General features: G+C 37.9%; 11 protein-coding genes. 4 read left to right on the top strand and 7 right to left on the bottom strand.

All coding sequences use genetic code 11. The features are described 5' to 3' along the window. The first annotated feature begins 191 nt into the window (after positions 1–191). On the top strand, positions 192–827 hold the full coding sequence (locus EO120_RS03415; RefSeq protein WP_127134106.1) for a PepSY domain-containing protein: 636 nt from the start codon (positions 192–194) through the stop codon (positions 825–827). A gap of 304 nt (positions 828–1,131) precedes the next feature. Here EO120_RS03415 and EO120_RS03410 read toward each other — a convergent pair whose 3' ends face one another. The 5 genes from EO120_RS03410 to EO120_RS03390 all read right to left on the bottom strand — a co-directional run bounded on the left by EO120_RS03410 (position 1,132) and on the right by EO120_RS03390 (position 6,823). Then, on the bottom strand, positions 1,132–2,403 hold the full coding sequence (locus EO120_RS03410; protein WP_127134105.1) for an O-acetylhomoserine aminocarboxypropyltransferase/cysteine synthase family protein: 1,272 nt from the start codon (positions 2,401–2,403) through the stop codon (positions 1,132–1,134). A gap of 151 nt (positions 2,404–2,554) precedes the next feature. Next, complete coding sequence (gene metA, locus EO120_RS03405; protein ID WP_127134104.1) at positions 2,555–3,514, bottom strand: homoserine O-acetyltransferase MetA; 960 nt, start codon at positions 3,512–3,514, stop codon at positions 2,555–2,557. A 108-nt stretch (positions 3,515–3,622) separates the two neighbouring features. Next, on the bottom strand, positions 3,623–4,807 hold the full coding sequence (locus EO120_RS03400) for a MalY/PatB family protein (RefSeq protein ID WP_127134103.1): 1,185 nt from the start codon (positions 4,805–4,807) through the stop codon (positions 3,623–3,625). 73 nt (positions 4,808–4,880) lie between these two features. Beyond that, entirely contained in the window at positions 4,881–6,014 is a 1,134-nt protein-coding gene (locus EO120_RS03395) for a trans-sulfuration enzyme family protein (RefSeq protein WP_127134102.1), read from the bottom strand. 305 nt (positions 6,015–6,319) lie between these two features. Beyond that, entirely contained in the window at positions 6,320–6,823 is a 504-nt protein-coding gene (locus EO120_RS03390) for a hypothetical protein (protein ID WP_127134101.1), read from the bottom strand. 243 nt (positions 6,824–7,066) lie between these two features. Here EO120_RS03390 and EO120_RS03385 point away from each other — a divergent pair, with 243 nt between their 5' ends. The 3 genes from EO120_RS03385 (at position 7,067) to EO120_RS03375 (ending at position 9,974) form a co-directional block, all read left to right on the top strand. After that, a complete protein-coding gene (locus EO120_RS03385) occupies positions 7,067–8,080 on the top strand; it encodes a FecCD family ABC transporter permease (protein ID WP_127134100.1) in 1,014 nt (337 codons plus the stop codon). Positions 8,081–8,166: 86 nt separating this feature from the next. Further along, on the top strand, positions 8,167–8,886 hold the full coding sequence (locus tag EO120_RS03380) for an ABC transporter ATP-binding protein (protein ID WP_127134099.1): 720 nt from the start codon (positions 8,167–8,169) through the stop codon (positions 8,884–8,886). An 86-nt stretch (positions 8,887–8,972) separates the two neighbouring features. Beyond that, the gene (locus tag EO120_RS03375) at positions 8,973–9,974 is read left to right on the top strand and encodes an ABC transporter substrate-binding protein (RefSeq protein WP_127134098.1); all 1,002 of its coding nucleotides are present in this window, start codon (positions 8,973–8,975) and stop codon (positions 9,972–9,974) included. Positions 9,975–10,103: 129 nt separating this feature from the next. Here EO120_RS03375 and EO120_RS03370 read toward each other — a convergent pair whose 3' ends face one another. Both EO120_RS03370 and EO120_RS03365 read right to left on the bottom strand, forming a co-directional pair. Then, on the bottom strand, positions 10,104–11,294 hold the full coding sequence (locus tag EO120_RS03370; protein WP_127134097.1) for an oxygen-binding di-iron domain-containing protein: 1,191 nt from the start codon (positions 11,292–11,294) through the stop codon (positions 10,104–10,106). A 153-nt stretch (positions 11,295–11,447) separates the two neighbouring features. Further along, on the bottom strand, positions 11,448–12,914 hold the full coding sequence (locus EO120_RS03365; protein ID WP_127134096.1) for a DASS family sodium-coupled anion symporter: 1,467 nt from the start codon (positions 12,912–12,914) through the stop codon (positions 11,448–11,450). Positions 12,915–13,015 lie beyond the last annotated feature (101 nt).

The following is a 13,015-nucleotide window of genomic DNA, read 5'->3' as shown; positions in this document are numbered from 1 at the left end:
GTATAGTAATAGTATGCTATAGTTAAATATATAATGTACAATATCTCCTTTCTATGTTGTACATTATCATCTCAACTCTCACTCCATATTCATTTATATATATTAAATTATTTACAAGTAGATTGAGAAAAATCTACATTGATAAAATCTATTAGGCAATATTTTTACACTTTCCCTTTATGGAGGTAACAATGAAAACACATTATAATTTGTCAAAAGTATTATGTGCTCTTGGTGTAAGTACTATCCTACTTACAGGGATTGCAAGCGCCGAAAATATACAACCAGTAAACGCTATGCCAATAAACGGCATAAATAAACATAGCATGATGATGCCAGGCATGGGAACTGGCGTTGGCAGCGTAATGCCTGGCATTCAATCTAGTCAAGTAGATTATGTAGGTGCAGTAACAACTTTGCAACGCTACTATCCAAATGCTATGGTTACATCTATTTCCTACGATGCAAAACATCACCCAACATACGAAGTAGAAGCTTTCACCAAAAGACAAAAAATTGAAATGAAAATCGACGAAGCTACGGGGCAAGTTGTTTCTAACAAAGTAAAAATGATCGATATGAAGAGCATAAAAAAACTGCGTAGCTTCAATCCACAAAATACTATAATTCCTGAAAGCGCTGAAACGAAAGCGATTAAGCGAGTAGGTACCGAATTCCAAACTATGGAATGGGAATTAAAAACAGAAAGTAACAAGGTTGTTTACGAACTGGAAATGACCGATGGTGCCGACAAAGAAGCAGACGTGAAAGTGGACGCTATGTCTGGTAAAGTATTAAGCGCAAAAGTTAAAAATACTAAACGCTAAATGCCCTTCCTTACATGGACTCACACCATGAAGAAACCGTAAATACGTACAATATACACTCTTATTACTACATACAACATAACATGCGTATCATCATTTGATACCCTTTCTTACACATAACACACACTAAAAAGACCTTGCATCAATGAATGCAAGGTCTTTTATGTATAAGGTTTCCTTTTTACCTAGTGGCTCATAACCCACTAAGGGTGATGATGATTATCTATTTGCTAGCAACCATCATCTATAAAATTTCTATATCTGTAGTTATATGCCTATGGATAAGTAGAATTAGAAGTTGCGGTTATGCTTTATCCAATGCTTGTGCAAGATCTGCAATGATGTCGTCTACATTTTCGATGCCTACGGACAAACGAATCATATCTGGTGTTACACCAGCAGATTTTTGTTGTTCTTCGTTTAACTGTGCATGTGTAGTAGATGCAGGATGAATAACAAGAGATTTAGCATCTGCTACATTGGCAAGGTTAGAGAAGATTTCAAGAGCATCAACAAGTTTGATACCTGCTTCTTTACCACCTTGTACGCCAAATGTAAATACAGCACCAACACCTTTAGAGAAATATTTATCTGCCAATGCTTTATATGGGCTAGTTGGTAGTTCTGGATAGCTTACCCATGCTACTTTTGGATGATTATTTAAGAATTCCACTACTTTACGTGTATTTTCAACATGACGTTCTACGCGCAAAGACAATGTTTCAATACCTTGCAAGATTTGCCATGCTGCCAACGGAGTGAGGCACGCACCAGTATCACGCAACAATTGAGCACGAACTTTTACAGTGAACGGAATTGGTAAGTTTACATATTGCAAACCATTGTAATGTTCATCACCTTCTGTAAATCCAGGGTATTTACCAGATGCAGCATAATCGAATTTACCAGATTCTACAACGATGCCTGCCAATGTAGTACCATGACCACCAAGATATTTTGTAGCGGAATGAACAACTACGTCAGCACCATGTTCAAAAGGACGGAACAAATATGGAGAACCGAATGTATTATCTACAATCAAGATGATGCCATGTTTATGAGCAATATCTGCCACTGCTTGCACATCGATAAGGTTGATACCAGGGTTGCCGATAGTTTCGATGTAAATTGCTTTTGTATTATCATCAATAGCAGCTTCAAATTCTTCTAATTTGTCAGGGTTAACAAATTTTGTTTCAATGCCGAAACGTGGCAATGTAGCAGTAAATAAATTGTAAGTACCGCCATATAATGTAGAAGCAGATACGATATTATCCCCGGCACTAGCAACATTTAGAACGGAATAGGTGATTGCTGCAGAACCAGATGCAGTAGCAACAGCACCTGCACCACCTTCTAATTGTGCTACACGAGCTTCTAGTACATCAACAGTAGGATTGCCTAAACGAGAATAAATCGGGCCAAGATTTGTCAACGCAAAACGACCTGCAGCTTCTTCCGCATCTTTAAAAACGAAAGATGTAGTTTGGTAAATAGGCACTGCACGAGAACCTGTAGGATCTACTGTATGACCAGCATGTAATTGTAATGTTTCAAATTTGTATTGTTTGCTCATTCTATCCAACTCCTTTTTTCTAAAGGGAATAAACCTCATTTGTTATACCTAGTATACTACTATGCTTTAAAAACTATGTCCACTATATTTTTAATGGACTTAGCCATAGCTTGAGGTTATGGCTAAGAAGGAATGGATATAAATTTGTGTATTAAATATAAGCCCCCAAATTTTTATCTCTTTCAAATTTCATTTTTTGAATTTGTTCGATAATATATGGTGTTTCTTGATATACGTAGTAGTTTAACCAGTTAGTAAATAGTAAGGTACTAACAGATCGCCATCTTACAATAGGACGTTGTTTTGGATCATCATCAGGAAAATAGTTTTCTGGTACGGCAATGTCATCCCCTTTAGCAATATCTCGCACATATTCACGGTTCAATGTATCCCAATCATATTCAGCATGACCAAATACAAAAATGTGTTTATTGTCTAAGCTACGTACAATGGCCGCACCGCTTGGTTCTGATCCAGCCAATAATTCCAATTGCTTATTATCAAGGATTTGCTGCTGTGATACAGTAGTATGTCGAGAATGAGGCATCCAAAATTTTTCGTCAAATCCCCTCAGTAAAACAGGTCTATCATTATAAATATCATGTTCATAAACACCAAATAACTTGGAATCCATAATCGTTTTGTTAATACCAAAATGATGATATAAACCAGCTTGTGCCCCCCAACAAATGTAGAACGTAGAATATACATGTTCTTCGCTCCAATCCATGATTTTTACGAGCTCATCCCAATAGTCCACTTCTTCAAAAGGCATTAATTCTACAGGGGCACCAGTGATAATCATGCCGTCAAAGAACTCGTCTTTCACCTCATCAAAAGTACGGTAGAATGTTTCTAAATATTGTTCATCTGTATTTTTAGATTTCCGAGATGCGGTATGCAACAAGGTTAAATTCACTTGCAATGGGCTATTACTAAGAGCCCGTAAAATTTGTGTCTCCGTAATTTCTTTGGTAGGCATCAAATTAACTAATAAAATATGGAGTGGTCGAATTTGTTGATTTTCCGCCCGCTCTGTATCCATAACAAAGATATTTTCTTGCGCCAATTTTGTAATGGCCGGTAAATTTTTTATAACTTTAATAGGCATCTCATCACCTCATCTTTGATTGAATTTAATTACATCTCTAAATACACCCAATATATAACTTATATGTACATATCAATCAAGCCATATTGTAATACTAGCCAAAAGGGCTTAAAACCCTTTTGCTTCATATGCGCTGCGCAATGCTTCTAATCCATTCACTAATGTAGCACGAGGGCAGGCTACATTAATACGTTCAAAATTTTCACCATCTTTGCCAAACATAGAACCGCTGTCAAGCCAAAGTTTAGCATCATTCAACAACCATTGTTCCCGTTCTTGTGGTGTTAACGGCAATTCAGAACAGTCAAACCACATCAAGTACGTTCCTTCTGGCCGATACATGCGCAGTTTAGGCAAATATTCTCTAAAATAGTCAATAGTAAATTGAATATTATCTTGAATATACTCCTTCAATTCATCCAACCAACGCCCACCTACTTCGTAAGCCCCTTGGCAGCCAACGAGGCCCATGGTATTAAGTTGACTATACCCTACTCTGTCGATTTCTTTTACAAAACGGCGGCGCAAGGAATCATTTGGAATGAAGATATTCGATACTTGAAGGCCTGCAATATTAAAGGTTTTGCTCGGCGCTGTGCAGATAACAGAATGGTCTGCGTAGCTTTCACCAAGAGCGGCAAAAACTGTGTGCTCATGACCACGCCATACAAAATCGGCGTGAATTTCATCGCTAACAACGAGCACATTGTGTTTAATACAAATATCACCTAAGCGTTTCAACTCATCTCGAGTCCACACGCGCCCCACCGGATTATGTGGATTACACAATAGGAATAATGTAACATTCTGTTCCACAATGGCTTTTTCAATTCCCTCAAAATCGATAGTATATGTATCCTCACCACAGACGAGAGGTACATTTACCAATTTGCGATTATTGTCATCAATTACCATGCTAAATGGATAGTACACAGGCTGATTGATGAGAACCCCATCACCTTCTTTTGTGAAAGCACGTACTGCCATGGCCAAGGCAAATACAATACCCGGAGTTTTCACGACCCATCGTTTCTCAATGTTCCAGTTAAAACGAGATTTGAACCAGTTATGAAGAGCATTGAAATAGGCATCATCAGACTCTGTATATCCAAAAATACCATGATTTACGCGATTTAAAAGAATTTCTTTCAATTCCTGAGGAATTTCAAAATCCATATCTGCCACCCAAAATGGCAATACAGCCTCTGGTTTACCTCGCTCCGCTGCAAAATCGTATTTTAAGGATTTCGTATGTTTTCTATCAATGATTTTGTCAAAATTATAATGTCCCATATAGGCACCTTTCTACTTCATCACCAATTAACGAATCACTTTAACTAGCAATATGAGGGAATCGTTAATTGTTTTATTTACTGAAAGCTTGATCTAAATCAGCAATTAAATCGTCTGTGTCTTCAATTCCTACAGATAAACGCAACAAACGGCGTGTAATACCTTTGCGTTCAGCATCTTCTGGTTTTAAATCTGGATGCGTTTGTGTCACAGGGTATGTTAACAAAGACTCTGTACCACCAAGGCTTTCTGCAAATTGGATTAATTCAATACCTTCCAAGACTTTCTTTGCCGTTTCTTCGCTATCTACTTCAAAAGACAGCATACCGCCAAAACCTGTAGTTTGCGATTTGTTCACTTCATAACCTGGATGTTCTGGCAAGCCTGGGAACAATACTTTAGTTACTTTCGGTTGTGTTTTCAACCACTCCGCTAGAGCAATAGCGTTCTTTTGATGTTGCTCCATACGAAGAGCTAATGTTTTCACGCCGCGAATTACAAGCCAGCTATCCATAGCAGATAAACAAGCGCCTACTGTTTTATAAGTTAAACGTAATTTAGCTGCTATATCTACATCTTTTACAATAGTGAAACCAGAAATGACGTCATGATGACCACCGATAAATTTCGTACCGCTATGAACAACGATATCAGCACCTAGTGTCAATGGTTTTTGAAAATATGGGGACAAGAATGTATTATCAATAATCACCAACGCATTGCGTTCATGAGCGATCCCTACCAATGCGCGAATATCAGTGATTTCCATCATTGGATTAGTAGGTGTCTCAATATATACAGCCTTTGTATTTGCTTTGAAAGCTGCTTTCACAGCATCTAAATCAGATGTACCTACATAAGTAAACTCAATGCCATTCTGTTCATAAATATTGGTAAACATACGGATAGAACCACCGTACAAATCATCGCCTAAAATGATGTGATCTCCAGGAGAGAACAAATGGAACACCGCATCAACAGCCGCCATACCAGAGGAAAATGCCAATGCATCAGTACCTTCCTCAAGCCCTGCTATCAATTGTTCCAACCTGTCACGAGTCGGATTGGATTCACGGGTATATTGATACCCCGATGTATCACCAAGACTTGGGTGAGAGAATGTGCTAGACATATAAATAGCCGGCGAAATCGCTCCTGTACTGTCTGGTTTACCACTACCGTGTACGCATTTTGTATTAAATTTCATTATATGTCTCCTTCTCTATTACATAGGTATAATTATCTATTATTAATGTAGTGTTATTATTGCTATCGGTTCCACAGACAATAACAATCCTCTACATACAAAATCCTACCTTGATAAAGGCTATTCTATACCTACTATTAAACTATCCTATAATGCAATACATTCATTATAGATAAGACGTTTATAATTAGTCAATTAAAAGGGCCTCTCACCAGCGGTGAGAAGCCCTGTTTCGTCATATGTATTTCGCATGGTTTGCCATAGCTTTAAGTTTTAACCATCATATAATTATCATCTATGAAGTTTTAGTTTGTATATCGTTTCATAACTACCATAGCCATACCAATACCCAATCTAGATGTTACTAGTTGGGGCCAGCTAAAAGCCATAAGAATGGGCACCGTTTTAGGACCTGTAATATGTAAAAATTGTAACAACAACAATGCGCCAACATAGAGAACCACCATACGGCACAACGCCGATACACCTACTAATAACCACAACAGCTTATGACGCAATACATATACCAACACAACATACACCGATGTACCTAAACCGGTTATAAGAATAAGTGGTGCTATAGGCAACATCCCTTGCAGATATGCTACGATAGGCGTAATCCAAGCAAGAAGGAGCCCATATTTAACACCAAATCGCCATGTAGCTAATACATAAGTAGCAGAAACGACAGAACCGATTACAAACACACTCACTTGAGGTGGTATAAATGGAAATAAGAGACGCAAACTTTGCGCTACTAAAGCTATGGCTAATAGCATAGCTGTACCTGTCAAAGCTTTTATATTCATATACCCTCCCTCGTTCATTTAAATACAATCGATTGCATAATTCTTTCAAAAACCGACATAAAAACTCCTTTTGCATATATTACTACGAATACTATTACAACGTCCCTATACTGAACTGACAAGCCCTACACGCACTAATAAATGCGGGTTCCACCATACCTATACTAGTATAAATATTGAAGAATACAGAATTTTTTCTTATACTTAATGATAATGTACTTTCTAGTTTGTCATGAGGATACTATGCATATCACCATCAAAATAATTTTTTTATGTATCATTTTATTTTTATCTTTGGTGTCATCACTACAATTCGGTTCTACCTATATTCCCCTAAACCAAGTATTCAGTAGCTTAGGATACCACATAGGGCTAGAAACATTAAAAGTTCCACATATGACAGACACTATCCTATGGGATATACGATTACCTCGATTGTTGTATTCCATTATAACAGGTATCGGCCTGTCTTTGGTAGGTCTATTAATGCAAACGGTAACTCGTAATCCACTGGCAGACCCGTATATTCTAGGAGTTTCATCAGGGGCCAGTACAGGTGCGGTGTTCGCCATCATAGGTGGCGGTCTATCATTCTTAGGCACATATAATACACCATTTTTCGCAACCTTAGGTGCTGCGCTCTCAATTATCGCCGTATTGCTCTGTGTGGGTAAAAGTAGTAGCCCTGTAAAATTGGTACTCATTGGTATGGGGATGACTGGCATCTTTTCCTCCCTTACGATGATGATTATCTATGGTGCAAAACACGAAGCCCAAGTTCGGAGCGCCATGTTTTGGCTATTAGGTAGTTTTGCCGGTATACAATGGTCCGATTTACCATTATCTACTTGTATCGTCACACTATTCGCTTTATTTATTTACATCTATAAACAAGATCTAGACCTACTCCTTTTAGGTAACCAAGAAGCTACTAATATGGGGCTCTCTGTAAAAACATTACAATTATCCATCGTTATTTCATCATCTATTGTCATTGCCACCTTAGTATCAAAGGTCAGTGTTGTAGGCTTTATTGGGCTCATCATTCCTCATTTAGCGAGAATAACAGGCGGGCCAAAACACAGTCATACATTATCATTTAGTATACTTATCGGTAGCATCGTCATGATTTGGGCTGATGTACTATCCAGATTTCTCTATAGTCCAGAGGAAATTCCAATTGGGGTCCTCACATCCTTATTAGGAGCGCCTCTATTTATATGGATTATTATGAAACGCTACCAATACAACAACTAATTTCATCAAGTCATACATCAACCTCCATAACATTCAGAAAGTACCAGTTTAATTACACAATATGAGTCATTGTATATAGGAGTTTTATGTTTACTATACAACATCTCAGTTTCGGATATCCTAATAAGGACGTCTTACAAGATATATCTATCACATTTCCAAAGGATACCATGACTGCTATTATCGGTCCCAATGGATGCGGCAAATCAACAACATTGAAACATTTGTCCCGCGCGCTCCCTACAAAAGGACATATTACTTTAGGAAATATACCACTCGAATCAATTCCATCATCAGATTTTGCAAAGTCTGTATCCATATTATCCCAAATACGTGATTCTATGATTGACGATTTCCTTGTAAAGGATATTGTTCTCATAGGACGTTACCCACATAAAACACGATTTGGCAACTATACCGAAAAAGACTACGCTATTGCCGCTAAATATATGAACAAAGTCGGTATTGAGCACTTAGCAAATGAAGAGATACAACATCTCTCTGGTGGCGAACTACAGCGTGTATTTATTGCCAAAGCATTAACACAAGAGCCCTCTATTTTACTATTAGACGAACCAACCAATCATCTAGATTTAAAACATAAAATGGGACTCATGAACTTACTTCAAGAATTCAAAGGTACGGTCATCACCATATTACATGATATCAAACTAGCTGCTAACTATTGCGATTACATCGTATTAATGAATCATGGCAAAATAGTAGCTCATGGGACCCCACAAAAGGTGTTAACACCAGAGCTACTAGAACCAGTCTTTGAAGTACCTTTTGAATTAGTTATGTAATGTCCTATATCAAGAAAAGCTCATATTTGAAGAGAATTTAGTTTTTTATTAGCACCCTATGTGCATATGTATAGAAAGGAATTATCATGTTAAACAAAATCAAAAAATTTACTATTCTCGGCCTTCTCGTAACAGGATCTGTATTCGCCATCACCGGTTGTGGTGCTGACCACCAAGCGACTACACAAAGCCAACAAGCTATCGCTAATTGGAGCGAAACATTCGATGGTACTACAACAAACTTCTCTGTCCAAACACCACCAACACATGCTGTATCTATGTCACAGGCTACTACAGAAATGATGTTACAATTAGGCCTTGCTGATAAAATGGCAGGTACTGCATTCAAAGAAGAAGAAATCTATCTACCGCTTCAAGCAGAATACGACAAAGTAAAAATATTAGCTGAGAAATGGCCATCTTACGAAGTGTTTATGTCTGCTAAACCAGATTTTGCTACTGGCTGGCCTGATTCTTTCAGCAAGCGTGCTATTCCTGCGGACAAAATGATCGCTCAAAAGGTTAATATTTGGGTTCCTGAATCCATGCGGTCCACAAAAGCAGATTTGGAAACTAATTTCCAAGATATGATTATGCTCGGTAAAATCTTTGGCGTCGAAAACAAAGCCAATGAATGGGTACAAAACCAACGTAATACATTAACACAAATCCAAACACAATTAAAAGACTTGCCACGCAAACGCGTATTCATTTACGACTCCGAGGACGGTCAACCATTTACAGCATTTGAAGGTTACACTACGAATATACTTCGCCTTATCGGTGCCGATAATGTTATGAGCGGTCTTGGCGTCGATAAAACATGGGCTAAAGGCTCTTGGGAAACGGTTATCGCCCAAAATCCTGATTATATCATCATTGCAGACTATGGCAACTCCATCCGAAACGATGACGATTTCCAACAAAAAATTGCTAAATTGAAATCAAATCCACAATTACAAGACATTACGGCGATTAAAGAAAACCATTTCATACGTGTAAAACTTTCTGAAATCACACCTGGCGTACGTACTGTAGAAGCACTTAAACGATTAGCGGAAGAAATTCACGGCATTACCATTCAATAATAAAAAGATTCTTCCTCCTGCTCTACCAAATCATAGAAAATAAATTTAACAATACAAAAAAACAGCACTACTCATTACGAGTTCAGTGCTGTTTTTCTTATAATTCTTTTATAATACGAGCTTTATCTGTTATTTTGCAATCAGCGCAGCTACTAATGCTTCTGCTTTATCTAAATCACTCACCTCAGGATTCCAATTGCATTTGATTTCTGGTTCTACTACAGAGAACCCAAATTTATTCAATTCTTCGCGCAACACTTTTGTAGATTCCCCAGACCAACCATATGTACCAAATACAGCAGCTTTTTTATTTTTAAACTTAAGTTCTCGAAGAAAATCAAGCCATCCAGCCACTGCAGAAAGCACACTATTACCTACAGTAGGCGACCCTACTGCAATGGCTTTAGATTTAAATACTTCCGTCATAATATCATTTTTATTCGTTTTACTAATATTGAAAATTTTAACCCGTGTATTGGGCGATTGTTTAGAAACTTCTTCAGCAATTTTGTGCGCCAATTTCTTAGTGCCATCCCACATAGTATCGTACACGATAGTAATTTGGTCTTCTTGATATGCTTGAGACCATTCGTAGTATTTTTCTACAATTTGCAATGGATTTTCGCGCCATATACACCCATGGCTAGTAGCGATGATATCAATAGGTAAATTGAGTTTTTGAATTTCCTCAACTTTAGCTTTCACCAATGGAGAGAAAGGATTCAAAATATTGGCATAATATTTCATCGCCTCTTCCCACAAACGACATTGATCAGCTTTATCCGCCCACAATTCTTCTACTGCAAAATGTTGACCAAACGCATCGTTGGAGAATAGGATATTATCTCCTGTCATGTACGTCGCCATAGAATCCGGCCAATGAAGCATTCGCATTTCTACAAATACTAAGGATTTTCCGTTCCCAATATCAACAGAGTCCCCTGTTTTTACAGTTTTAAAATTCCATTCTGGATGATGATATTGACCCACCAAGGACTTCACCGCATTTTCCGTACAATAAATCGGCGTATTCGGAATTTTTTCCATCAACGCTGGCAAAGAACCGCTGTGATCTACTTCACCGTGATTACATACGATAAAATCAATTTTGTCCAAGTCGATTTCAGACTCTAGGTTATCGATAAATTCCGTAGAATGAGGTTTCCATACCGTATCGATGAGAACAGTTTTCTCTTCTTCAATTAAATATGCATTTTGGCTAGAACCATTATTTATACTGTAGTCAGATCCGTGGAACTCCTGTAATTCCCAATCGATTTTGCCGACCCAAGATACATTTTTCTTAATATGTTTACGCATAGGTACCTCCAGAACTACTTCATCAATTTTCATGAGCTTATTGTATCTAATGAAAGCTACGCTGTCTGTATCTGTAGCTACACTTTCCTCTCAAGTTTATACATTAGTAAAACAAAAAAACTGGCTCATCATAAAATAAGCCAGTTTTTATTATTAGCCTAACATCGGCAATACATACTCAATCCAAGGAATGCCTACAAGGATAAAGATAGCCAAGTAGATAATACCAAAAATAGCGCCCAGTTTCCAAAACTCAGGCCCTTTATTGTATCCGCTAGCAAACCAAATCGGACTATGCCCTGTACCATATGGTGTGAGAACCCCCATAATACCCATAGGAGTTAAAATAATGAGCATAACTGTAGCTGGATCTACACCAGGAATTTGAAGAATCAATGTAGCAAATAAACCAACCATTGCTGTTACATAAGCTGTGCCAGATGCAAAGAAGTAACGTAACAAACAAAATGCTAGCAATAATCCAATAACAGCCATAAATGGGTCCAAGGATAGTAACACTCCACCAGCAGATTTAGCCAACCAATCAAGGAAACCTACATTTTTAAGCCCCGCTGCCATTGGTACCAATGTAGCAAACCAAGTCAGCACATTCCATGCTGGTTTATTACCAAGGAAATCTTGCCATGTAATAATTTTGCAAAATACCATTAAAATAATAACGATAAGCGCTGTAGTAGTAGGATTTACTTTCAACGCATCAGCGCCAATCCACAGTACAAGTGCTAATAAAGAAATCAAGGCCATAAAAATTTCGCTACCAGACATAGCACCTAATTTAGCAAACTCTTCTTTTGCCCATTGTGCTATTTCAGGAGAGCCTTTAACTTCTGGTTTGCAGAACAAATATGCCAACAAAGGAGTAATGGCAAGCAAAATAACGCCTACTGGCAAAAATGCTAAGAACCAAGTTCCCCAGTTAGCTGCTACGATACCAGCTTTAGCAGATAGTTCTAGGGCCAATGGATTTGGTGCTTGCCCTGTTAAGAAAATAGAACTAGATATACAAGTCGTAGCCAATGCTACCCAGTTTAAATAGGAACCAATACGGCGAGGATTTTTATCTGGATAGGAATCAAACATCGGGCAAATACTAGATACGATAGGGTAAATCGTACCGCCAGAACGAGCCGCATTACTTGGAATAAACGGAGCTAACACGAGGTCAGTAATAGCGATAGCATAGCCTAAGCCCAAAGAGGATTTACCAAGTTTTTGAACTAAGAACAACGCAATACGTTTACCTAAACCAGAGTTTTCATAACCAATACCAATCATAAAAGCTGCAAAAATCAACCACACAATGGCATTAGAAAAACCGCTTAACCCCCAGTTAATGGCTTGCGCACCAGTGATTGCTTTCACGGCCCCTGTTGCCTTATCCACGACAGGAGCAGGGCCTACTTTAAATAAAACAGATACAGTAATAGCAATAATACCGATAAATGCAGGTGGCATTGGTTCTAAAATCAAGCCAACTACGAGACCTGCGAAGATACTCACATAAACCCAAGCATCAGCGCTTAGCCCTTCAGGTGCTCCAATGAGCCATACAAGAATGGCCACAATAAGCGGAGCAAATAATTTCCAATTTACTTTCATTAGAAACTCTCCTTACTTAAAGAAAAAAATTGCAATAAAAATGCTTTTCTAGTATACCAAAAAAATCGATATAGGTATATTAATTTACTGACAAATCCATT

Source organism: Veillonella caviae, from assembly GCF_003992125.1.
GTDB classification, from domain to species: Bacteria; Bacillota; Negativicutes; order Veillonellales; family Veillonellaceae; genus Veillonella; species Veillonella caviae.
Note: the sequence above shows the minus strand (reverse complement) of the source record. Positions and strands in the feature narration are given on the sequence as shown.

Coding starts and splice junctions, on each gene's coding strand:
- EO120_RS03415 (WP_127134106.1), top strand. CDS start 192: ATGAAAACACATTATAATTTGTCAAAAGTATTATGTGCTCTTGGTGTA.
- EO120_RS03410 (WP_127134105.1), bottom strand. CDS start 2,403: ATGAGCAAACAATACAAATTTGAAACATTACAATTACATGCTGGTCAT.
- metA (WP_127134104.1), bottom strand. CDS start 3,514: ATGCCTATTAAAGTTATAAAAAATTTACCGGCCATTACAAAATTGGCG.
- EO120_RS03400 (WP_127134103.1), bottom strand. CDS start 4,807: ATGGGACATTATAATTTTGACAAAATCATTGATAGAAAACATACGAAA.
- EO120_RS03395 (WP_127134102.1), bottom strand. CDS start 6,014: ATGAAATTTAATACAAAATGCGTACACGGTAGTGGTAAACCAGACAGT.
- EO120_RS03390 (WP_127134101.1), bottom strand. CDS start 6,823: ATGAATATAAAAGCTTTGACAGGTACAGCTATGCTATTAGCCATAGCT.
- EO120_RS03385 (WP_127134100.1), top strand. CDS start 7,067: ATGCATATCACCATCAAAATAATTTTTTTATGTATCATTTTATTTTTA.
- EO120_RS03380 (WP_127134099.1), top strand. CDS start 8,167: ATGTTTACTATACAACATCTCAGTTTCGGATATCCTAATAAGGACGTC.
- EO120_RS03375 (WP_127134098.1), top strand. CDS start 8,973: ATGTTAAACAAAATCAAAAAATTTACTATTCTCGGCCTTCTCGTAACA.
- EO120_RS03370 (WP_127134097.1), bottom strand. CDS start 11,294: ATGCGTAAACATATTAAGAAAAATGTATCTTGGGTCGGCAAAATCGAT.
- EO120_RS03365 (WP_127134096.1), bottom strand. CDS start 12,914: ATGAAAGTAAATTGGAAATTATTTGCTCCGCTTATTGTGGCCATTCTT.